Source organism: Pseudorhodoplanes sp. (genome assembly GCF_035565795.1).
Classification (GTDB): Bacteria; Pseudomonadota; Alphaproteobacteria; order Rhizobiales; family Xanthobacteraceae; genus Pseudorhodoplanes.
The window spans coordinates 1-21754 of record NZ_DATMRV010000040.1 but is presented as its reverse complement, the minus strand read 5'-3'; the positions used below and the strand labels follow the sequence as shown (position 1 = coordinate 21754).

At 63.2% G+C, this 21754-nt stretch carries 19 protein-coding genes; 11 read left to right on the top strand and 8 right to left on the bottom strand.

Annotated features, from left to right (window positions below):
• Positions 1-31: 31 nt before the first annotated feature.
• Complete coding sequence (locus VNZ93_RS04605; RefSeq protein WP_325700715.1) at positions 32-685, bottom strand: polysaccharide biosynthesis/export family protein; 654 nt, start codon at positions 683-685, stop codon at positions 32-34.
• A 157-nt stretch (positions 686-842) separates the two neighbouring features.
• Positions 843-1499, bottom strand: coding sequence for a peptide-methionine (S)-S-oxide reductase MsrA (gene msrA, locus VNZ93_RS04600; RefSeq protein ID WP_325700712.1), 657 nt, complete (start codon positions 1497-1499; stop codon positions 843-845).
• Positions 1500-1694: 195 nt separating this feature from the next.
• Here msrA and VNZ93_RS04595 point away from each other — a divergent pair, with 195 nt between their 5' ends.
• Positions 1695-2192 carry a heme-binding protein gene (locus VNZ93_RS04595; RefSeq protein WP_325700709.1) on the top strand — a complete coding sequence of 166 codons (498 nt, stop codon included), beginning with the start codon at positions 1695-1697 and terminating at the stop codon, positions 2190-2192.
• A gap of 9 nt (positions 2193-2201) precedes the next feature.
• On the opposite strand, the gene VNZ93_RS04590 is transcribed toward VNZ93_RS04595, so the two are convergent.
• On the bottom strand, positions 2202-2519 hold the full coding sequence (locus VNZ93_RS04590) for a hypothetical protein (protein ID WP_325700706.1): 318 nt from the start codon (positions 2517-2519) through the stop codon (positions 2202-2204).
• A gap of 189 nt (positions 2520-2708) precedes the next feature.
• Between VNZ93_RS04590 and VNZ93_RS04585 the strand changes: the two genes are divergently transcribed.
• From VNZ93_RS04585 to VNZ93_RS04545, 9 genes are all read left to right on the top strand, one after another.
• Positions 2709-4991: an NADP-dependent malic enzyme gene (locus VNZ93_RS04585; RefSeq protein WP_325700703.1), complete on the top strand. Its 2283-nt coding sequence runs from the start codon at positions 2709-2711 to the stop codon at positions 4989-4991.
• Between the two features lie 56 nt (positions 4992-5047).
• Entirely contained in the window at positions 5048-5947 is a 900-nt protein-coding gene (locus tag VNZ93_RS04580) for a dihydrodipicolinate synthase family protein (RefSeq protein WP_325700700.1), read from the top strand.
• A 160-nt stretch (positions 5948-6107) separates the two neighbouring features.
• A complete protein-coding gene (gene rpsT, locus VNZ93_RS04575) occupies positions 6108-6377 on the top strand; it encodes a 30S ribosomal protein S20 (RefSeq protein WP_325700697.1) in 270 nt (89 codons plus the stop codon).
• Positions 6378-7399: 1022 nt separating this feature from the next.
• Positions 7400-8842, top strand: a complete 1443-nt coding sequence (gene dnaA / locus VNZ93_RS04570) for a chromosomal replication initiator protein DnaA (protein WP_325700694.1) — start codon at positions 7400-7402, stop codon at positions 8840-8842.
• 126 nt (positions 8843-8968) lie between these two features.
• Entirely contained in the window at positions 8969-10090 is a 1122-nt protein-coding gene (gene dnaN, locus VNZ93_RS04565) for a DNA polymerase III subunit beta (RefSeq protein ID WP_325700691.1), read from the top strand.
• Between the two features lie 110 nt (positions 10091-10200).
• On the top strand, positions 10201-11349 hold the full coding sequence (gene recF / locus VNZ93_RS04560) for a DNA replication/repair protein RecF (RefSeq protein ID WP_325700688.1): 1149 nt from the start codon (positions 10201-10203) through the stop codon (positions 11347-11349).
• Between the two features lie 129 nt (positions 11350-11478).
• Positions 11479-11724, top strand: a complete 246-nt coding sequence (locus tag VNZ93_RS04555) for a hypothetical protein (protein WP_325700685.1) — start codon at positions 11479-11481, stop codon at positions 11722-11724.
• A 160-nt stretch (positions 11725-11884) separates the two neighbouring features.
• Positions 11885-14314, top strand: coding sequence for a DNA topoisomerase (ATP-hydrolyzing) subunit B (gene gyrB, locus VNZ93_RS04550; RefSeq protein ID WP_325700682.1), 2430 nt, complete (start codon positions 11885-11887; stop codon positions 14312-14314).
• A 283-nt stretch (positions 14315-14597) separates the two neighbouring features.
• Positions 14598-14891: a GYD domain-containing protein gene (locus VNZ93_RS04545; protein ID WP_325700679.1), complete on the top strand. Its 294-nt coding sequence runs from the start codon at positions 14598-14600 to the stop codon at positions 14889-14891.
• Positions 14892-14935: 44 nt separating this feature from the next.
• Here VNZ93_RS04545 and VNZ93_RS04540 read toward each other — a convergent pair whose 3' ends face one another.
• The 4 genes from VNZ93_RS04540 to VNZ93_RS04525 form a co-directional block, all read right to left on the bottom strand.
• The gene (locus VNZ93_RS04540) at positions 14936-16558 is read right to left on the bottom strand and encodes an ABC-F family ATP-binding cassette domain-containing protein (protein WP_325700676.1); all 1623 of its coding nucleotides are present in this window, start codon (positions 16556-16558) and stop codon (positions 14936-14938) included.
• A gap of 83 nt (positions 16559-16641) precedes the next feature.
• Entirely contained in the window at positions 16642-17208 is a 567-nt protein-coding gene (locus VNZ93_RS04535) for a methylated-DNA--[protein]-cysteine S-methyltransferase (RefSeq protein WP_325700673.1), read from the bottom strand.
• Positions 17209-17286: 78 nt separating this feature from the next.
• Positions 17287-18744: a glutamine synthetase gene (locus VNZ93_RS04530; RefSeq protein WP_325700739.1), complete on the bottom strand. Its 1458-nt coding sequence runs from the start codon at positions 18742-18744 to the stop codon at positions 17287-17289.
• 186 nt (positions 18745-18930) lie between these two features.
• The gene (locus VNZ93_RS04525) at positions 18931-20244 is read right to left on the bottom strand and encodes an aromatic ring-hydroxylating dioxygenase subunit alpha (protein WP_325700671.1); all 1314 of its coding nucleotides are present in this window, start codon (positions 20242-20244) and stop codon (positions 18931-18933) included.
• A gap of 147 nt (positions 20245-20391) precedes the next feature.
• Between VNZ93_RS04525 and VNZ93_RS04520 the strand changes: the two genes are divergently transcribed.
• Positions 20392-21192 carry an IclR family transcriptional regulator domain-containing protein gene (locus tag VNZ93_RS04520; RefSeq protein WP_325700668.1) on the top strand — a complete coding sequence of 267 codons (801 nt, stop codon included), beginning with the start codon at positions 20392-20394 and terminating at the stop codon, positions 21190-21192.
• Between the two features lie 15 nt (positions 21193-21207).
• Here the strand turns inward: VNZ93_RS04520 and VNZ93_RS04515 are convergent.
• Positions 21208-21754: MBL fold metallo-hydrolase (locus VNZ93_RS04515; protein WP_325700665.1), on the bottom strand; the 547-nt coding region annotated here is incomplete at its 5' end.

Genomic DNA, 21754 nt, shown 5'->3' with positions numbered 1-21754 from the left:
GGCTCAGCTCTGCGCGCTTTTTCTGTCGCGCTCAGAACCAGCGTTCACGCACCGTGATGGTGTCGCCCGGCCGCATCGGCATGTCGGGCTGCACACGCACCCGCATCGTTTCACCGTTGTAGCTTCGTGCCAGCAGGATATCGCTCTTGCTGGCGCGCGGAGCATATCCGCCCGCGATCGCGACGGCGGCTTCCACGGTCATGTTGGGCACGTAGGGATACTGACCCGGCGCGTTGACCTCGCCGAGAATGAAGAACGGGCGATAGACCTCGACCTCGACCGACACATGCGGATTGCGGATATAGCCGGCGCGCAGACGGTCGGCGATCGCGCGAGAGACCTGCGCGGTGGTCAGGCCGCGCACCGGCACCGACCCGATCAGGGTCATGGAGATATTGCCGGACGCATCGACGATGTAGGAATTGGTGAGACCTTCCTGGCCGAACACCTGCACGCGCAGGCGGTCGCCGGCATCGAGTTGATACGGAGCGTCATAGCCCGTAAGCCCCGCCGGCGCATAAGGGCCGCCTGCGGGCACCACCATCGGTGCCTGTACCGCGACCTGTTCGACCGGAGCCGTTTCGAGTGCCGCCGGCGAGATCGCAGCCTGATCGTGCACGCAAGCGGGCAACGCGAGCGCAGCAAACAGTACGGTCAGGCGGCGGAAATGGGCCTTGGGCCGCATGTGCGAATCCGGGCGGAAAAGTCCGAGCCGAATTAACGCCCTCTATGGTTAACAAATCCTCACCGCGGTCGATGGGTAACCGCATCGAGTCCAGCGCACATGCAAAGAGCGGGAGGACGGTCCCGCCGCTCCGCAACATTCCAATCAATTATCGGCGTCAGGCCGCGACACCAGTTCCGATCGGGCAACTCACGCCGGTGCCGCCGAGCCCGCAATAGCCGAACGGATTCTTCGCCAGATATTGCTGGTGATAGTCCTCGGCGAAGAAGAACTCGGGTGCATCGAGAATTTCGGTCGTGATCGCACCATAGCGCTTGTCGGCAAGCGCTTTTGTGTACATCGCCCTGGACTCTTCGGCGGCCTTGCGTTGTGCGTCATCGAAAACGTAGATGCCGGAACGATATTGCGTCCCGATATCATTGCCCTGACGCATGCCTTGGGTCGGGTCGTGGTTCTCCCAGAACGTCTTCAGCAGCTTCTCGTACGAAATCTTCTTCGGATCGAAAACCACAAGCACAACCTCGTTGTGCCCGGTTCGGCCGGAACAGACCTCTTCGTAAGTCGGGTTCGGCGTAGGACCCGCGGCATATCCGACAGCGGTCACGAATATGCCGTCGCCTAGCTCCCAGAACTTGCGCTCGGCACCCCAGAAGCAGCCCATGCCGAACAGCGCCTTCTGAGCCCCCTCCGGATAAGGACCCTTCAGCGGATTGCCGTTGACGAAATGGCTGGTTGCAGTGGGGATCGGTGTCGCGCGGCCGGGCAGCGCCTCGGCCTTGCTCGGAATGGTCAAAGACTTCTTGAACGTGAGCATCGGCAGGTCTCCCAATCTGGTCCCCAATATAGGCATCGCAGCGCCGTCCTGCAGCTACCGCCGGAATCACGTCTCGGACAGCCGGTTGAGAGCCGCAACGGCATCGAGGCAACACGTCATCTTCCCCTCGCAAGGGCGAGCCCCTATGCTGGCACCTCGATTTCAGGCCGTGGCCACCGGCATGTGAGGATAGTCATGAGGTTCACTACAATCGCGCTGGCGTTCGCCGCGTCCCTGCTCGCGGCTCCGCTGTCCGCCCAGACCACGACCCCTCCCCCTTATGGTGCGCCGATCACGCTCGAAGCCGCGAAGAAGGTCGTCGCCGCCGCCGAGTCGGAAGCCGCCCGCAACAACTGGCAGGTCGCCATCGCGGTCATCGATAGCGGCGGGCACCTCGTGATGATGATGAAGCTCGACAATACCCAGCTGGTCTCGATCCGGGTCGCCGAAGCCAAGGCGAAGTCCGCGCTCGGCTTCCGGCTGCCGACCAAACTGCTTGAGGATGCGGTCGCGGCCGGCGGCGCGGGCTCGCGGCTCCTGGCCGTCCCGGATATCGCGCCATTCGAAGGCGGCTTCCCGATCATCGAGGACGGCAAGATCATCGGCGCGATTGGCGTCGCGGGTGTCCTGTCCTCGCAGGACGCACAGGTTGCAAAGGCCGGCCTCGCCGCGCTCGGCGGCGCGACGCGCTAGCGGCATGCTTCAGCGCGCGTATCCGATCAGCGGCTTGGGCTTGCGCCCGAGCAGGATCAGGATTGTGCCGATGACGCCGAATACCAGCCAGGACGGCTGATCGAGCAAGGTGGTAATGAGAGGATTCCATACCACCGCGGGCAGGCTGTCCTGCACCTTGGCCTGCGCCGATTGCAGACTGGCGGCATGGATGTCGGTCCAGAGCTGCCCGAGCTTGTAGATGTAGATTCGGCTGTCCGCGATCGAGCGCGCCCCGTCATACATGATAAGGATGAAAGCGGCGGCGAGAACAATGACGCCGATCAGTCGCAGCAGCGCACGGATCATTTTGGGGTCCCAGGCATCCGAGTCGGCGTGGACGAACCAGTCGATACCGTCCCGCGCCGCAGGGTTCAACCCGAATGGTCGCGGGAATTGTGGATCGGGTTCATCACTTGAGGATCATGGTCGGGTTCCGGTAGGGTCCGGCAAGATGGGCTTTCGCCCAAAAAAATCAGTTCCGCGTAGGGAGTTGTAATGCCCACCACGCCATCGGGTCGTAACAAGCGGCCCCATTTCACCGATCAGGAAGCGCTGCTGTTCCATTCCGAGGGCCGCCCCGGAAAGCTGGAAGTCGTGGCGACCAAGCCGATGGCGACCCAGCGCGACCTGTCGCTCGCCTACTCGCCGGGCGTCGCGGTCCCGGTCCTCGCCATCGCCGAGGACGAGAGCCGCGCCTTCGACTACACGACCAAGGGCAATTTCGTCGCCGTGATCACCAATGGCACCGCCATTCTTGGTCTCGGCAACCGGGGTGCACTCGCCGCAAAGCCGGTGATGGAAGGCAAGGCGGTGCTGTTCAAGCGCTTTGCCGACGTGGATTCCATCGACCTCGAAGTCTCGACCGAGGATCCGGAGGCATTCATCAACTGCGTCAAGCTGCTCGGCAAGGGCTGGGGCGGCATCAACCTCGAGGACATCAAGGCGCCGGAGTGCTTCATCATCGAGCAGAAGCTGCGCGAACTGCTCGACATCCCGGTCTTCCATGACGACCAGCACGGCACCGCGATCATCGCCGCCGCCGGCCTGCTCAACGCATTGGCACTCACCGGCCGCGACGTGAAGACGACGAAGCTCGTCTGCAACGGCGCGGGCGCCGCCGGCATTGCGTGCCTCGAGCTTCTCGAAGCGATCGGCTTTCCGCATGAAAACCTGATCCTGTGCGACACCAAGGGAGTGATCTACCAGGGCCGCACCGAAGGCATGAACCAGTGGAAGTCGGCGCATGCCGTGCCGACCAAGGCCCGCACGCTCGCCGACGCGCTGGTCGGTGCCGACGTGTTCTTCGGCCTGTCGGCAAAGGGCGCGGTGACGAAGGAGATGGTACGGTCGATGGCGGCCAAGCCGATCATCTTCGCCATGGCCAATCCCGATCCCGAGATCACCGCGGAAGAGGTCGCGGAAGTGCGCGACGACGCCATCATGGCGACCGGACGCTCCGACTATCCGAACCAGATCAATAACGTCCTTGGCTTCCCCTACATCTTCCGCGGCGCGCTCGACGTGCGGGCCACGACCATCAACATGGAGATGAAGATCGCCGCGGCTCACGCGCTTGCCGAACTGGCGCGCGAGGATGTGCCCGATGAAGTGGCTGCCGCCTATGGCGCGCGGCCGAAATTCGGACCGGACTACATCATTCCGGTGCCGTTCGACCCGAGGCTGATCTCGTTCGTGCCTCCGGCTGTCGCCAAGGCCGCAATGGATACCGGCGTCGCCCGCAAGCCGATCGTCGACATGGATGCCTATCGCCAGCAATTGCGCACGCGGCGCGATCCTGTCGCGGGTGTTCTGCAGCGGGTTTACGACCGGCTGCGCCGGTCGCCCAAGCGCGTCGTATTCGCCGAAGGCGAAGAGGAGCAGGTGATCCGCGGCGCCGCGACCTTCGTCAATGAGGGGCTCGGCACCGCGCTTCTGGTCGGGCGCGAGGATCGGGTGCGAGCAGCGGCAGCCGATCTCGGCGTCGAACTCGGCGACAACATCACGATCGTCAATGCTGCGCTGTCCAAGCGCAATACCGAATATACGAGCTATCTTTACGAGCGCCTGCAGCGCAAGGGCTATCTGGTTCGCGATTGCCAGCGGCTCGTGAACACCGACCGCAACCACTTTGCCGCCTGCATGGTGGCGCTGGGCGATGCTGATGCCATGGTGACCGGTGTCACCCGCAACTTCTCCGTCGCGCTGGAAGACGTGCGCCGCTGCATCGATCCGAAACCCGGCCATCGCGTCATCGGCGTATCGCTCGTGCTCGCGCCGCGCGGCCGCACCGTGATCGTCGCCGACACCGCGGTCACCGAAATGCCCAATGCGCAGGAGCTCGCCGACATCGCAGTGGAGGTCGCAGGCGTTGCGCGCCGGCTCGGCTATGAGCCGCGTGTCGCCTTGCTCGCGTTCTCGACCTTCGGCCACCCGCCCGGCGAGCGGGCGGCTCACGTGCAGGAAGCCGTGCGCATCCTCGATCAGCGCCGCGTCGACTTCGAGTATGACGGCGAAATGGCCGCGGACGTCGCAATAAATCCGGAACTGCAGACCGCCTATCCGTTCTGCCGTCTCACGGGTCCGGCAAACGTACTTGTGATGCCCGCATTCCACTCCGCCTCGATCTCGACCAAACTGCTGCAGGAGCTAGGCGGCTCGACCGTGATTGGACCGATCCTTGTCGGCCTCGACCGGCCGGTGCAGATCGTGCAACTCGGCGCCAAGGATGCCAACCTCGTCAACATGGCAGCGCTGGCGGGCTTTAACGTCAGCGGCTAGACACGGCGGTCATTTCCGCTATCGGCCAATCACGATCGCTTCACCAGGAAAACAGGATGCGCACCAACAGAACACTGCGCGGCGTGATTGCCGCGATCGCCACGATTGTCGACGGCAACGGCGCCATCGACCACGCGAGATCCCTGAAGCTTGCGCGCTATCTGCTAGACAATGGATGCGACGGCCTGAATGTCCTCGGCACCACCGGTGAGGCTACCTCGTTCTCGCGCGAAGAGCGCATGGGTCTGATGAGCGCCTATCGCGACAACGGCCTTCCGATGCAGCGGCTGATGGTCGGCACCGGGGCAGCCGCGGTATCAGACGCAATCGCGCTCACCAAACATGCCGCAGGTCTTGGCTTCGCCGGCGCGCTGCTCTTGCCGCCCTTCTACTACAAGGGCGTGCCGGATGACGGGCTCGTGGCCTATATCGACGCGATCGTCAAAGCGACCGCCGACAAGCCGATCCCGCTCTACCTCTACCATTTCCCGGCCCAGTCCGGCCTGCCCTGGCACGTGGCGCTGGTCCGCCGCCTGGTTGAGGCGCATCCGACCCGCATCGTGGGCCTGAAGGATTCCTCGGGCGACATGCCTTATGCGCGCGAAGCGGCCAAGGTCGCGGCGGGCTTCGACGTCTTCCCCTCGACCGAGGCCTGTCTCCTCGACGCCCGCGGCGGCGAGTTCGCCGGCTGCATCTCGGCCACCGCCAACTGCAACGCCGACCTCTGCCAGCGTGCCTGGGCGACGGGCGACAAGACCGCCTATGACGAAGCGGTCGCGATCCGGAACCTGTTCAATGGCAAACCGCTGGTGTCCGGCATCAAGGCGCTCCTGGCCCATATCCATGGGGACCCGGCGATCGCGGCCATGAAGCCGCCCCTGGCGGAACCCTCGGCCGCGGACAGAACGGCCATTATCGCCGGATATGAGGCTGTCCGGGCCCGAAAGGTCGCCTGAAATTAGGGATTCCGGGCCGTTTTCGTTCGTTGACGGGACCCGGTCCCGCGATTATAACCCCCGCAAACAAGGCGGCGGCCTTCCGCCGCCTCTTTAGTTTCCGAAATCACCGTTCGGCCGCGCCCAAGGCATGCGCCCGGACCATCGCTCAGAGGGCCCCATGGCCAATACGAAGTCGGCCAAGAAGAAAACGCGCGTCATCGAGCGCCGCACCAAGATCAACCAGCATCGTCGGTCGATGATGCGCGGATATATCCGCAAGGTCGAAGAGGCGATTGCTGGTGGCGATCGCAACGTAGCCCTTGAAGCGCTGAAGGCTGCCGAGCCGCAGATCATGCGCGCGAGCCAGAAGGGCATCGTTCACAAGAAGACCGCGAGCCGCAAGGTCTCGCGTCTGACGCAGCGGATCGCAAAACTCGCGACCGCGTAAAAAGCTCGATTTCATCGAAGCTTTCGATCAAAGACCCGGCTCTGCCGGGTCTTTTGTTTTTGCCGACTGAGTGTCGCAGACGTGTCACACTTTCAGTGGCGTCGCAGCGCAATTTTGGCCGCGGCGCACCTCCCGGCGGGGTGCATAGGTTTGAATTTTGATCACAAAAAACGCCGGAAAAATAACGATTTACGGCCATAGTAAGTCAGGGACTTTCAAAATACCTGGCGCTGCCATCGCGCATGCGCATCACGCGAAGAATTTGAGATCACCACCGCGCGGGAAAAAGCGCGCGTGATTCAAGACGTTGTGGCGACAAATGCATGAATTACGCGGGGTTTGCGACGTCGCCGCGATTTGACGCGACCCCGGCGCGGACAAACCCGTTGCAGTTTGGAAGCGCGCGTGTATCTTCAAAACACCGCCGCGGCACCGCAGCGGCGGCCTTCAAGAAACGGTCTGTTTGAAAACTCACGAAAGATGAGGACGGGTGAGCTGTGTCTAAATTTCTCATCATCTTGATCTTGGCGCGGACAACGACTGACTAGAAGGCCAAATTTCACTGCTGAACTTCGCGACGTGCGTATCTGTATCTGCGTCGCTGGGAAGCTCCCGAAACTCTAACGTCGACAAAGAATCGGTCCACCGCGTGGAGGCGCGCGGATGGCAGGGGGAGTCATGACGACGGGCTACAAGCACACGAAAGGCCGTGCGCGCATATCGCGTCGAGCACGGCAGTCGGTTCGACAGAACGACTACGCAATGGACTTTACCCGGTTCGCACCGGGTCAATCGGACCGGCTTTGGCCGGCGATTGCGACCGGATCGCTGGGGGCAGCTTCTCCGCCGAATGTCGACTAGGGATCGCGCTCATTCGCTGCCGCACGTTCGAACCGGATTGCACCAAGTCCGCTACCGAAACTTCCCTTCAGAATGCTGCGTCCGAATGAGCTGCTCCCAAAGGGCTTTATCGCCCTGCATGTCACCCTTGGATTTTCGACATTCGGGAAGAGGCAACCGAAATGACGAGTTTGGAACAAGAGCGTTGGTCCCGCGTGAAGGGCCGGCTCAAAGCTGAAGTGGGCGACGATATCTTCTCGAGCTGGTTTGCTCGAATGGATCTGGAAGGCGTGGAGAAGGACACCGCTCGCTTGTCGGTGCCGACGCGCTTTCTGAAGAGCTGGATCCAGTCCCATTACAGCGATCGCGTCCTGCGCTGCTGGCAGGCCGAAGAACACGGCGTACAACGGATCGAACTGACCGTGCGTACCGCTGCGATCAAGGCGCCGCAGGCAAAGCCGCGTGTTGAAGAACAACCGGAGCCGTCGCGCGAGCAGAAGATCGAAAAGGTGGTTGGCGCCGAGCCGCGTCTGAGCGGTGCCGCCGCGCTCCCCGTCTCCGCTGCACACGAGGCATCCGGCGGCTCGCCGCTCGATCCGCGACTGACCTTCGATACATTCGTCGTCGGGCGCTCGAATACGCTGACGCATGCGGCCGCCAAGCAGGTTGCAGCAGCGCGGCGCGGCGACCTCGTGATGTTCAACCCGCTCTACATCCACGCGGGTGTCGGCCTTGGAAAGACGCATCTCCTGCAGGCCATCACCTGGGCCGGAAATGCGACCGGTGACCGCAAGGTTCTGTACCTTACAGCCGAGCGCTTCATGTACGGCTTCGTGTCCGCACTGAAGAACCAGAATGCCATCGCCTACAAAGAAGCGCTGCGCGGCATCGACGTGCTGGTGATCGACGATCTGCAATTCCTCACCGGCAAGAACATGCAGGCCGAGTTCTGTCACACGCTGAATGCGCTCATCGATGCCGGCCGCCAGGTCGTGATCGCAGCGGATCGCCCGCCAGCAGATCTCGAAACGCTCGACGACCGCGTGCGCTCGCGGCTCGCCGGCGGCCTCGTGGTCGAAATGGGACCGCTCGGCGAGGAACTGCGCTTTGAAATCCTGAAGAACCGCGTGCTCGCGGCCCGCGGACATCATCCGGGCTTCGAAGTGCCGGACACCGTCGTGTCCTACATCGCGAAGTCGGTGACCCATAACGGTCGCGACCTCGAAGGCGCGCTCAATCGCCTGCTCGCCCTCAGCAAGCTGAGCGGCCAGCCGATGACCATGGAGGTCGCCGAACGCGAAGTGCGCGATCTGATCCGTCCGCAGGAACCGAAGCGGGTCAAGATCGAGGACATCCAGCGCGTCGTGGCGCGGCAGTACAATGTCAGCCGCTCCGATCTGCTGTCGTCGCGCCGGACCGCCAATGTCGTGCGTCCCCGTCAGGTCGCCATGTATCTGGCGAAGACGCTGACGCTTCGCTCGCTGCCGGAAATCGGTCGCAGATTTGGCGGGCGTGACCACACCACCGTGCTGCATGCCGTGCGCAAGATCGAAAATTTGCTCGGCAACGACACGGCCCTCGCCGACGAAGTCGAAGCGCTGAAACGGCAATTGCAGATGGAATAAGGTGCCCTGAGGACTTGCCGAAACCGTTTCGGCGCGGCACCTTCGCGTCCCCCCGGCCGTCCGGCACCCCGCTGGCGGCCGGCAATTGTCACAGCGGCGCTGTTCCGGCGCATCAGGGTTTGCGAGATGAAGGTCACTGTCGAGCGCGCGCAATTGCTCAAATCGCTCGGCCACGTGCATCGCGTGGTCGAACGCCGCAACACCATTCCGATCCTCGCCAACATCCTGCTCCGGGGCGAGCGCGGCAGACTGGCGCTCAAGGCGACCGACCTCGATCTCGAGGTTAATGAGACGATTGCCGCCGAGGTGTCCCCCGGCGGCTCCACGACGGTTCCCGCGCACATGCTCTATGACATCGTGCGCAAGCTGCCGGACGGCTCGCAGATCGTGCTGGAAGCCTCCGGAGAGCGCGGCGTGCTAACAATCCGCGCCGGGCGTTCGCGCTTCACGCTGCAGACGCTGCCCGAGAGCGACTTCCCCGATCTCAATGCCGGCGACATGACGCACAGCTTCAGGCTGCAGGCCGCCGAGCTGAAGAAGATGATCGACAAGACGCAGTTTGCGATCTCGACCGAGGAAACCCGCTATTACCTGAACGGCATTTTCCTGCACACGGCGACCAGCGCCGGCAAGACCGAAACCCTGCGCGCGGTCGCGACCGACGGCCATCGTCTCGCACAGTTCGAAATTCCGCTGCCGTCCGGCGCCAAGGGCATGCCTGGCGTCATCGTGCCGCGCAAGACCGTCGGCGAAGTCCAGCGTCTGATCGAGGACGCGGAGGCGGAGATCCTGATCGAATTGTCGACCTCGAAGATCCGCTTCACGATCGGCGATGTGGTGCTGACGTCGAAGCTGATCGACGGCACCTTCCCCGATTACGGGCCGGTCATCCCGCTCGGCAATTCCAAGATCCTGCAGGTCGACAAGAGCGAGTTCGAACACGCGGTCGATCGTGTCTCGACGGTATCGAGCGAACGCGGCCGCGCCGTGAAGCTGGCTCTGGCCAGCGGCAAGATGACGCTTTCGGTGAACAATCCGGATTCCGGCAGCGCGACTGAAGAACTCGAGGTCGAGTACGATTCCGATCCCCTCGATATCGGCTTCAACTCGCGTTACCTGCTCGATATCGCCTCCCAGATCGAGGGTGAAGTCGCCGTGCTGAAGCTTTCGGACCCCGGCTCGCCGACCCTGATCCAGGACAAGGAAGCGGACAAATCGCTCTACGTGCTGATGCCGATGCGGGTCTAAGCGCCGACCGCGCGCCTTGTCTCCGATCATTTCCGGCAAAGCGGGAATCCAGTACGAGATGATCTGGGTCCCCGCTTCCGCGGGGACGAGCGGATATTGATATCCCGCCTATGCCCGCCACGCCCGCCCGCATCCTGCGCCTCGGCCTATCGAATTTCCGCAGCTATCGCGCGGCAAGCCTCTCCGTGGCCGAACGGCCGGTCGTGCTGGTCGGACCGAACGGCGCCGGAAAGACCAATATCCTCGAGGCCATCTCGTTTCTTACGCCCGGCCGCGGATTGCGGCGCGCCACTCTCGAAGAGGTCGCGTTCAGTGAAGGCGACGGCTCATGGGCCGTGTCGGCCGAAGTCGAGGGCGCGCTTGGCCTTGCCACCCTCGGCACCGGCATCGAGCCTCCGCGCGGCGAGGATCAATCGCCGGCACGCATTTACCGGATCGACCGCGAGCCTGCGGGCTCCGCAGCCGATTTTGCCGAGCATGTGCGGGTCATCTGGCTGACGCCGGCGATGGATGGGCTGTTCACGGGCCCGGCAGCGGACCGACGTCGCTTCCTCGATCGCCTGGTGCTCGCAGTCGACGCATCGCATTCCAGCCGCGTATCGGCACTGGAGCGGTCGCTGCGCTCACGCAATCGGCTTCTCGAAAACCCGCATCCGGATACCCATTGGCTCGATGCGATCGAGCACGAAACCGCCGAGCTTGCTGTCGCAGTTGCAGCGCTTCGCGCGGAGACCGTCGGACGATTGCAGACGGCGCTCGCCGCGAGCCAGGGAGCGGCCACAGCGTTTCCATTCGCCGAAATCGCATTGAAGGGCTGGATGGAGGAGCAACTCACGGCGAATGCAGCGTCCGACATCGAACAGCACTACCGCGCGGTGCTGCGCGACAATCGCGGGCGTGACGCGGCGGCCGGACGCACGCTCGAAGGGCCGCATCTGACCGACCTGCAGGTGATCTATGGACCGAAAGGCATCGCCGCGGCGGACGCCTCCACCGGCGAGCAGAAGGCGATCCTGATCCGCCTTGTGCTCGCGCATGCGGCGCTCCTTGCCGGCATGACCGGACATGCGCCACTGCTCCTGCTCGATGAAGTCGTCGCGCATCTCGATCCCGGCCGGCGGCGCGCGCTGTTCGAGGCGCTGGACGAACTTGGCGCACAGGTCTGGATGACCGGCGCCGATCCGCAGGCTTTCGCCGATCTCACGGATCGCGCCCAGATCGTCGACGTGACGCCGGGCCATCTCGCCAGCCGCGTCTGAGGTTCCTCGCGAATACCAACCTTTCCGACCGCTGATTTCAGGAACCCACCTCCCGGTCTGGCTTTGTCCCCACGAAGAGGACGAAAGGAGCACGGCAACGCCAAGGCTCGAAACCGCTGGGAGCAGGACATGGCCAGGAAGACATCGGACCCAGACGGGATCAGCGAGAAACTGCACGAGGCGATCGACGGGCTCCGCAAGGACGTAACCCGCGTAGAGATCTGGGCGACCGCGCTTTCTACCTTTTCAAGGCCGATTCCGGAGTACCGACCCAACCCGAAATTCGAACTCGGCCGACCGGTCGAAACCGGAAAACCGACAAAAAACGACAATGCGGAACCGGCCGTCAGGAAGCGTGAAAAGCCGTCCGATTAAGCCTCCCCAAATGGCCAAATTTTGCCCCGTTTCTGGGCTTGAAATTCATTCAATTACAATTACTTAGCACCCGATAAATAGGGCTGTACGACCCTGTTTTTTCGTGTCACGAAGGACACGTCCCGTCCCAATATTTCGCAACTGATTCGAAGGCTGCCTGATGGCCGAGCCCGCCCGCCAGAACACTTCCGATGCCTCCGCAGAATACGGCGCGGAATCGATCAAGGTCCTCAAGGGCCTCGACGCCGTTCGCAAGCGGCCGGGCATGTACATCGGCGACACCGATGACGGGTCGGGCCTGCACCACATGGTCTACGAAGTCGTCGATAACGCGATCGACGAGGCGCTGGCCGGTCATGCCAAGTCCGTCTCCGTCACGCTCAATCCCGACGGCTCCTGCACGGTGCGCGACGACGGCCGTGGCATTCCGGTGGACATCCACAAGGGTGAAGGCGTTTCGGCTGCCGAAGTGATCATGACGCAGCTCCATGCCGGCGGAAAGTTCGACCAGAATTCCTACAAGGTGTCGGGCGGCCTTCATGGCGTCGGCGTCTCCGTCGTCAACGCACTCTCGACATGGCTGAAGCTCCGGGTCTGGCGCGACGGCAAAGAATATTTCATGGAATTCCGCGACGGCGTCGCGCAGGCGCCGCTCGCCGTCGTCGGCGAAGCCGAAGGCAGGAAAGGCACGGAGGTGACCTTCCTGCCCTCGCCGCAAACCTTCACCATGACCGAATTCGATTTCGCGACGCTTGAGCACCGCCTGCGCGAACTCGCGTTCCTGAATTCCGGCGTGAGCGTGGTACTGACCGACGCGCGGCATCCCATCGAGAAGCGCGAGGAGATGCGCTACGAGGGCGGCATCGAGGCCTTCGTCAAATATCTCGATCGCAACAAGTCGCCGCTGATCCAGCAACCGATTACGCTGAGCGCCGAGCGCGACGGCATCACCGTCGAGTGCGCCCTGTGGTGGAACGACAGCTACCATGAGAGCGTGCTGTGCTTCACCAACAACATCCCGCAGCGGGACGGCGGCACCCATCTCGCCGGCTTCCGCGGAGCGCTAACGCGCCAGATCACGTCCTATGCGGAGAATTCCGGTTCCAGCAAGAAAGAGAAGGTCTCGCTCTCCGGCGACGATTGCCGCGAAGGCTTGACTGCCGTTCTGTCGGTGAAAGTGCCGGATCCGAAATTCTCGTCACAGACCAAGGACAAGCTGGTCTCGTCCGAAGTGCGGCCCGTGGTCGAGAACGTCGTGAACCAGGCCCTGCAGGACTGGTTCGAGGTGCATCCGGCCGAGGCCAAGACTATCGTCGGCAAGGTGGTGGAAGCAGCCGCTGCACGCGAAGCCGCGCGCAAGGCACGCGAGCTGACTCGCCGCAAGGGCGCGCTCGACGTCTCGTCGCTGCCCGGAAAGCTCGCCGATTGTCAGGAACGCGATCCGGCAAAATCCGAATTGTTCATCGTCGAGGGCGACAGCGCAGGCGGTTCAGCAAAGCAGGGCCGCAACCGCGAAAGCCAGGCTGTGCTGCCGCTGCGCGGCAAGATCCTCAATGTCGAGCGCGCACGCTTCGACAAGATGCTGTCCTCGGCCGAAATCGGCACGCTGATCACGGCGCTCGGCGCCGGCATCCGTGACGAGTTCGACATCAACAAGCTGCGCTACCACAAGATCATCATCATGACGGACGCGGACGTGGACGGCTCCCATATCCGCACACTGCTGCTGACCTTCTTCTTCAGGCAGATGCCGCAGATCATCGAGGGCGGCTATCTCTACATCGCGCAGCCGCCGCTCTATAAGGTTTCGCGTGGCAAGTCCGAGCAATATCTGAAGGACGAGCGCGCACTCGAAGACTACCTGATCGAGCACGGTCTTGAGGACACGGTGCTGCGCCTCGCCAATGGTGAAGAACGCGCCGGCGCCGATCTCAGGAAGCTCGTCGAGAATGCGCGCACGGTGCGCAATCTGCTGCACGGCCTGCACAGCCGCTATAACCGTAAGGTGATCGAGCAGGCGGCGATTGCCGGCGTGCTGACACCAGCTGTCACGGGCAACCTCGAAACCGCCAAGCAGGCCGCAGAATACATCGCGCGACGGCTCGACATCCTCTCGGACGAGACCGAGCGCGGCTGGCAAGGCCGCTTTGATTCAGAAGGCTTCCACTTTGAACGCATCGTTCGCGGCGTGAAGGACGTCGCAATGATCGATCAGGCGCTGCTCGGCTCGGCCGACGCCCGCAGGCTCGATGAATATGCGCCGCTCCTTCAGGAAGTTTACGAGAAGCCAAGCACGCTGCGGCGAAAGGGCGAAGACACGCCGATCTACGGGCCTGTCGGGCTGTTCGAGGCGGTCACGGCAGTCGGCCGCAAGGGCATCTCGATGCAGCGCTACAAGGGTCTCGGCGAGATGAATCCAGAGCAGCTCTGGGAGACCACACTCAACAGCGACGTGCGCTCGCTGCTGCAAGTGAAGGTGCGCGAGGTCGACGAGGCCGACGATATCTTCGGGCGCCTGATGGGGGACCTGGTCGAGCCGCGCCGCGACTTCATCCAGGAAAACGCCCTGCAGGCGAGCGTCGACGCGTAAGGCAAAACGGCCCGCCGGTATCGACGTCCCATTCAGCCTACCTCTTTTGTTGCTGGGCAGCGTGCTTTCGCGCGCCCTGCAGGCGCGCTAGCCTTCGCCTGAGCTGCCCTTTTGACACGGGACGTGCCGAACTCCCGGTGCGATCGACCGGCAGCCATCGTGCCGTCGGCAGGCACATGACCTTTTGAGATCGCCGCCTTTCTCGGCGTCTCGATTACGATCCGGATTTTACAGGTCGCTTTCGCATTCCCAGCAACCACTCTGAGCACCAGAGGAGGATCGAATGCCGACGTTTATTTTAGCGCTCAACTGGACCGATCAGGGCATCCGCAACGTCAAGGACTTCCCGAAGCGCGCGCAGGCAGCGCGTGATCTCGCGAAGAAGGTGGGCGTTGAGATCAAGGAGGTGTTTCTCACGACCGGCGCCAGCGACCTTATGCTGATCCTCGACGCGGCTGACGGGAACAACGTCACCAAATTCGCGCTGGCGCTCGGCGCTCAGGGCAACGTGCGCACCACGACCGCCAGAGCATGGCGGGAACCCGACTTCCAGAAGCTGCTGTCCGAGCTTCCGTAATTCATCGGAGCGGTGCGAAGCCCGGCGGCGCCTTGCGCCCGGCTTCAGCTCCGCAGTCCTGGCGCTTCCTGTCCGGTGCGCGCCACGTATTCGGTATATCCGCCGCCATAGGTCTGCACGCCATCGGGCGTCAGTTCCAGCACGCGGTTGGACAGGGCTGCTAGGAAATGCCGGTCGTGGGATACGAACAGCATCGTTCCCTCGAAGCGCGAGAGTGCGCTGATCAGCATCTCCTTGGTCGCCATGTCGAGATGGTTGGTCGGCTCGTCGAGCACGAGAAAGTTCGGCGGATCGAACAGCATCTTCGCCATCACAAGACGCGCCTTCTCGCCGCCGGAGAGAACACGGCAGCGCTTCTCCACATCGTCGCCGGAGAAGCCAAAGCACCCAGCCAGTGTGCGCAGCTGGCCCTGTCCGGCCTGCGGGAACGAATAGTCGAGTTCCTCGAATACCGTGCGCTCGCCGTCCAGGAGGTCCATGGCGTGCTGGGCGAAATAGCCGAGCTTGACGCTGCTGCCGATATTGACCGTCCCCTCGTCGGGCTCGGTCGAACCCGTCACAAGTTTCAGCAGCGTCGACTTGCCCGCACCGTTGATGCCGAGTACGCACCAGCGCTCCATGCGCGCGACATGGAAGTCGAGACCCTCATAGATGCGCTTGCTGCCATAGGCCTTGTGCACGCCTTTCAGGCTCGCCACGTCGTCGCCTGAGCGCGGAGGCGGCATGAAATCGAACGCGATCGACTGGCGGCGACGCGGCGGCTCGACCCGCTCGATCTTTTCCAGCTTCTTGACCCGGCTCTGCACCTGCGCGGCATGCGATGCACGCGCCTTGAAGCGCTCAATGAACTTGATTTCCTTGGCCAGCATCGCCTGCTGGCGCTCGAACTGCGCCTGCTGCTGTTTCTCGTTCATCTCGCGCTGCTGCGCGTAGAATTCGTAATCGCCCGAATAGCTGGTCAGCGAACCGGCATCGATCTCGATCACCTTGTTGACGACGCGGTTCATGAACTCGCGATCATGCGAGGTCATCAGCAGCGCGCCCTCATAGCCTTTGAGGAAGTTTTCCAGCCAGATCAGGCTTTCGAGATCGAGATGGTTCGACGGCTCGTCGAGCAGCATGCCGTCGGGCCGCATCAACAAAATGCGGGCAAGCGCAACGCGCATCTTCCAGCCGCCGGACAGATTGCCGACATCGCCGTCCATCATCTCCTGGCTGAAGCCGAGACCGGCCAGCACCTCGCGGGCGCGAGCGTCGAGCGCATATCCGTCGAGTTCCTCAAAGCGCCCCTGCACCTCGCCGTAGCGATCGAGGATCGCCTCCATCTCGTCGGCGCGATCCGGGTCGGTCATCGCCGCTTCCAGCTCTTTCAGCTCAGCCGCCACCGCGCTGACAGGACCGGCGCCCTCCATCACCTCGGCAACCGCGCTGCGGCCGCTCATCTCGCCGACATCCTGGCTGAAATAGCCGATGGTCACGCCGCGATCGACCGAGACCTGCCCCTCGTCGGGCTGTTCCTGCCCTGCGATCATCCGGAACAGCGTGGTCTTGCCGGCACCGTTAGGACCGACGAGGCCGATCTTCTCGCCCTTGTGCAGGGCGGCCGAGGCCTCGATGAACAGGATCTGATGGCCGTTCTGCTTGGAAATATTGTCGATGCGGATCATGAGCGGGGCGGGACGGAAAAAACGAAGCGGCCCGCTTAGCGCAGTTGCGCCAACGGTGAAAGCGCTTATCCGCGCGCACGCTGCTAAAATCCGAAGGCCTGCTGCTGCGCGGGCGGCGGCGGCTCCTTCAGCGCACCTTCGAGCGCGAGCATTCGTGCCTTGGTCGCCGATCCGCCGGGTGCCGAAAAGCCGCCAATCCTGCCGCCCGCGGCGAGGACGCGGTGGCACGGAATGATCAGCGGCACGGGGTTGCGCGCCATCGCCTGCCCGACATCGCGCGCCGCTTCCGGGCCGGCGCCCAGCGCCTTCGCCACGGCGCCATAGGTCGTGGTCTCACCCCGTTTGAGGTTGCGGACGACGTCATAGACGCGGGCGAAGAACGGCTCCTGCGCGCCGAGGTCAACCACGAGGCCGGAGAAGTCGACCGCCTCGCCTTCGAAATAGCGTCGCGCGGCTGCGATCGCTTCCGCGATCTGAGACGGAGGTTCCGCCTCCGACGCATCGCGCATCCGCCGCAAGATCGCACGCGTTGCGTCGCCCGCGCTTTTCTCCGGCAGCCGGAAGCAGGCGATACCGGCATCGCTCCAGCCGATGGCGCAGAAACCCATCGCTGTTTCGAATATCGCGTAATGCATTGCCGCCTGAACCATCGACGCACCTCGCGATGACGATATGGGGCTCCGCCACGCGGATGCGACCCGATTTCTGCCGCCGGGAAACCCGCAGCGTCAGAAGAGATCGAAATATTCCTTCTGTTCCCAGCGCGTCACGTCGGACGTATCGGCTCTCTCCTCAGTACGATAGCGCGCGATTTCCGCGTCCTTGATGCGCGTGAAATAATCGACGAAGTCCGCACCGAACGCGTTGCGGAAGCAGGCATTGTCCCGCAGCGCCGCGACCGCTTCGCCGAGATCCTTCGGCATCATGTCCGCCTTGGTTTCATACGGCGTATCGGCCGACGGGCCTGGATCGAGCTTGCGCGCAACGCCATCGAGGCCGCTCGCGATCTGCGAAGCGAGATAAAGATACGGGTTCGCCGCGGGCTCGCCGATCCGGTTCTCCAGATGCGTCGCAGGATCGCCGGGCTGTCCGATCACACGCACCATGACGCCGCGATTGTCCTGCCCCCAGATCACGCGGTCCGGAGCCAGCGCATAGGCGCGATAGCGCTTGTAGCCATTCAGCGTCGGTGTCGTGAACGCGGCCGCTGCGCGCGCATTCGCAAGCAGGCCGGCGAGCCAGTGGTCGCCGAGCGGTGACAGCACCCGCGTCGCATCGCCGGACACGAACGCATTCGCCCTCGTCCTTCGATCGATCAGCGATTGATGCAGATGCCATCCGCTGGAGAAGGCATTCGGCAAACCGGGCCGGCACATGAAGGTGCAATGCAGTCCGTTGCGGCGCGCGATCTGTTTCATCGCGCTGCGGAACAGCACCATCATGTCGGCCGAGGCGAGGCCCAGCTCCGGCCGGAACGTGAATTCGCACTGGCTCGGTCCAAGCTCGACTTCGACGGACCGGAACGGAAGGCCAAGCGCCGTGATCGCGCGCCAGAACGGCTCGAGGATCGGCTCGATCTGGTCGGAGCGCGCTTCCGTCAGCAACTGGAAGCCCTGATGGATGTAGCTAACATCGATCGGTTCACCCGGCCATGTGGCATCGGCCGGTGCAAGCCGCGGGTTTTCGATCTTGTAGAGATGAAATTCGACTTCGAGGCCCGCCATCATGTCGAAGCCCGCGCCCTGCAACGCGGCAAGCTGGTCGCGGCAGAGCTGGCGCGTCGAGAACGGCACCGGCTTGCCGTTCGGAAAATAGATGTCGCACAGCACCCATCCGGTATTCGGCGCCCAGGGCAGGACACGGAATGTCGACGGGTCGGCGATCATCAGGAAGTCGCCAGCACCCTGCATCTCGGGCATCGCAAAGCCGCCGCCCGGCGTGAACACCGGAAACACCGTGCGATGCGATGTGTCTTTTGCGAGCAGCGTCGTCGTCATGGTCACGCCGCTTCGCATCAGCTTCGCGGCTTCCGCGGCGACCACCGTCTTGCCGCGCAGAACGCCATGCTGATCCGGGAACGAAAAGCGGACCAGTTCGAGCTTGCGATCCTCGATCTCGCGTTCGACGCTTGCGGCCAGCCGGAATTGCTCGTCGCTCCACAGGTTGTGACGCTCGACAAAGCTCAGGGACGCGCGATCGCGGGAGGACATCATTGCTTCAGCCTTTTTACCTCCCCCTAAAAGGGGGGAGATCGACTGCCGAAGCATAGCGAAGGCAGCCGGGTGGGGGTCAAGCGAGAGGTCTGAAAAAGACCCCTCCCCAGCATGCTGCGCATGCCGACCCTCCCCTTTCAGGGGAGGCAGGAAGAGAGGCTAATGCCCGTTCGCCCAGCTCTTGGTCTTGCGGCGATGCTCGTGCGCCCTCTCGTAATAGCCGCGCCAATCGGCGGCCGGGCCGACACCATCGACGCAGACCGGCCCGGTGATCGCCGGCGCCTGCTGCGGATCCAGCACCATCAGCGGGCGCTCACCCTTGCTCGCCTGTTCGATCGCGGCGCGAAGCAGGCGGCGATAGGCGGTGATCGCCTTGTCGGACTGGCCAAGATGCTCCTTCGTGCGATCCTGGATCGCGCCCATCGACTCGCAGGCCCACTGATCGTGGATGTTGATGTCCGCGCCCATGCCCGTAAAGGTCTCGTGCGCCTGCTCGTGCGGATCGAAGCCGTAGTCGTTGTGCTTGTTCTTGCGCGGCACGTAATTCGGAAGCTCGTAAAGCTCCAGCCGCTGGCGGCGCATCTCGTCCTTGTCGACCTTCGAGCCGAAGCTCGTGAAGATGCAGTACCAGTAGTGCGTCGTCTCATCGATCGGGACATGCCATTGCGAAATGGTCATCTCCTTGCTCATCGGAATCATGAACGCATTGGGGAACACGAGATTGGTGATCCGCACATGCATCGACTTGTCGCTGATCTGCCGCAGCGTCGACAGCCGCAGGCCGTATTCGGTCTGCTCGACCTCGATGCGCGGCCGCGGAAAGTCGCGCATGATCTTGGTCATCGGCATGTCGGCGTCGGAGGTTGAGTCACGGAACATCTTGCCGTAGGACTGCGACGGATCCTCGTCCTCGAAGAAGCGGTGCAGCCACGAAGTATGCGCAGGATCGATACCGACCTCGAGCGATTGCAGCCAGTTGCACTCGATCAGCCCCTTGAAGGCGAAGGTGTATTCGTCTGGCGCAACGAAACAGTCGAAGTCGGGGAAAGCCGGCGGCTCGCCGGGCCCCATATAGGCGAACAGGATGCCGCTCTTCTCCACCACTGGATAGGACTTCTGCCGGATGTTGGCGCAGAGATTGGAGCCGTCGGGCTCGGCCGGCGTTTCCAGGCACTTTCCATTCACGTCGAATTTCCAGCCATGGAATGAGCAGCGCAGCCCGTCCGCTTCCAGCCGCCCGAACGCGAGGTCGGTGCCGCGATGCGGACAGCCACGCTCGATCAGGCCGTAGCGCCCCTGCCCGTCCCTGAAGATCACCAGGTTCTCGCCCATCAGCTTCACCGGCTTGATCGGACGATTGGTGGCGAGCTCTTCGACGAGGGCTGCAGGCTGCCAGTAGCGTCGCAGCAGGTTGCCGGCCTTCGTCCCCGGGTTGGTCCGGGTGATGAGTTCGTTCTGTTCGGCGCTCAACATGGCGAAGGCCTCCTCGACGGGACACGCGAGTGAACTTATGAATTGACGAATGTTCGTAGACCGAACATAGGTTCGAATTACACCAGACCCAGTGTCCGCCGGCAAGTCACAAAGGCTGGTGTGCCGACGGAACCCTCGAGGCGACGAATGCCGCGTATCAAACGATCCGATGCCGAGGAGCGGCTGGCCGAGGTCGCGGGACCGGAATTCCTTGAGGCGCTCGCCCGTGGCCTGCGGATCATCCAGACCTTCGGCAGCGACCGCCGGCAGCTTTCGTTGAGCGATATCGCAAAGCTCGTCGAGCTTCCGCGCGCCTCCGTGCGGCGAACGCTGCACACGCTCATCCATCTCGGATTTGCCGAAACAGACGGCCGGATGTTCCGGCTGACGCCGCGCGTGCTGACGCTCGCCGGCGCGTATCTCCTGTCGAATCCCATCTCGAATATCCTGCAGCCGGCGCTGGAGCGGCTCAGCGCAGACATCAACGAAGCCTGTTCGGCCGCCGTGCTCGACGGCGAGGACATGGTGATGATCGCGCACGCATCGCCGCCGCGCGTGCTCCAGCTCAGCGGACAGATCGGCTTGCGTATTCCGGCGGTGTCGAGTTCGCTCGGCCGCGTCCTGCTCGCGAGCTTCGACGACAACCAGCTTGATGCGTTTCTTGCCGGCGCCCGGCCGAAACGGCTCACGCCACACACGATCGTCGATCGGAAAGAGTTGCGGCGCGTCATCCTGAAAGCGCGAAGGGACGGCTATTCGCTGGTCGATCAGGAAGTTGAGATCGGCTTTCGCTCCATCTCGGTTGCCCTGCGCCGGGTCGACGGGCGGACCATCGGCGCGCTGAATGTCGGCGTCCACAGCGAGCGCGGTCCGCTCGATACAATGCGGAAGCATTTTCTGCCAAAACTGCGTGCGCTCGCGGACGAGACGCGGAAGCAGCTGATTTGATCGCCGGTACCGCCCTCAGCGGCCGGGGAGCACAAGAATTTTCGGCTTTCCCGGCAGCGTCGTCTTTGAAATCACGGTCGACGGCGTATCGGAAAACTCGACGTCGAACTTCTGGCGCATCCGGTCGAGAAACCGGTTGAGCGTGAAGACGCTGAAATAGTGCATCGGAATCATCAGCGGCGCCTTCAGGCCCTCCAGCACCTCGACCATGCCGTCGATATCAAGCGTATAGCTGCCGTCCACCGGGACCAGCACCGCGTCGATGCGGCCGATATCGTTGAGCTGCTGCTGGTTCAGCGTGTGATGCAGATGACCGAGATGCGCGATGCACATGTTTGCAATCTCGAACACGAAGATCGAGTTGCCGTGCCGCTCGGTGCCGCCGCCCCAGTCGCGGATATTGGTCGGCACGTTGCGCACACGCACATCCTTCACCTGCACATCGTGGCGCATCGGCTTGCCGCGCTCTTCCGCCCAGCCGCGCAACACATGCGCGATGCCCGGATCCGGATTGTCGGTGAAATGCGTCGAGTGCGCGTGGTTCATGGTGACGATATCGGGA

Excerpts from the sequence above, each read along its gene's own strand:
- VNZ93_RS04605 (WP_325700715.1), bottom strand. The coding sequence starts at position 685 with ATGCGGCCCAAGGCCCATTTCCGCCGCCTGACCGTACTGTTTGCTGCG.
- msrA (WP_325700712.1), bottom strand. The coding sequence starts at position 1,499 with ATGCTCACGTTCAAGAAGTCTTTGACCATTCCGAGCAAGGCCGAGGCG.
- VNZ93_RS04595 (WP_325700709.1), top strand. The coding sequence starts at position 1,695 with ATGAGGTTCACTACAATCGCGCTGGCGTTCGCCGCGTCCCTGCTCGCG.
- VNZ93_RS04590 (WP_325700706.1), bottom strand. The coding sequence starts at position 2,519 with ATGATCCGTGCGCTGCTGCGACTGATCGGCGTCATTGTTCTCGCCGCC.
- VNZ93_RS04585 (WP_325700703.1), top strand. The coding sequence starts at position 2,709 with ATGCCCACCACGCCATCGGGTCGTAACAAGCGGCCCCATTTCACCGAT.
- VNZ93_RS04580 (WP_325700700.1), top strand. The coding sequence starts at position 5,048 with ATGCGCACCAACAGAACACTGCGCGGCGTGATTGCCGCGATCGCCACG.
- rpsT (WP_325700697.1), top strand. The coding sequence starts at position 6,108 with ATGGCCAATACGAAGTCGGCCAAGAAGAAAACGCGCGTCATCGAGCGC.
- dnaA (WP_325700694.1), top strand. The coding sequence starts at position 7,400 with ATGACGAGTTTGGAACAAGAGCGTTGGTCCCGCGTGAAGGGCCGGCTC.
- dnaN (WP_325700691.1), top strand. The coding sequence starts at position 8,969 with ATGAAGGTCACTGTCGAGCGCGCGCAATTGCTCAAATCGCTCGGCCAC.
- recF (WP_325700688.1), top strand. The coding sequence starts at position 10,201 with ATGCCCGCCACGCCCGCCCGCATCCTGCGCCTCGGCCTATCGAATTTC.
- VNZ93_RS04555 (WP_325700685.1), top strand. The coding sequence starts at position 11,479 with ATGGCCAGGAAGACATCGGACCCAGACGGGATCAGCGAGAAACTGCAC.
- gyrB (WP_325700682.1), top strand. The coding sequence starts at position 11,885 with ATGGCCGAGCCCGCCCGCCAGAACACTTCCGATGCCTCCGCAGAATAC.
- VNZ93_RS04545 (WP_325700679.1), top strand. The coding sequence starts at position 14,598 with ATGCCGACGTTTATTTTAGCGCTCAACTGGACCGATCAGGGCATCCGC.
- VNZ93_RS04540 (WP_325700676.1), bottom strand. The coding sequence starts at position 16,558 with ATGATCCGCATCGACAATATTTCCAAGCAGAACGGCCATCAGATCCTG.
- VNZ93_RS04535 (WP_325700673.1), bottom strand. The coding sequence starts at position 17,208 with ATGGTTCAGGCGGCAATGCATTACGCGATATTCGAAACAGCGATGGGT.
- VNZ93_RS04525 (WP_325700671.1), bottom strand. The coding sequence starts at position 20,244 with ATGTTGAGCGCCGAACAGAACGAACTCATCACCCGGACCAACCCGGGG.
- VNZ93_RS04520 (WP_325700668.1), top strand. The coding sequence starts at position 20,392 with ATGCCGCGTATCAAACGATCCGATGCCGAGGAGCGGCTGGCCGAGGTC.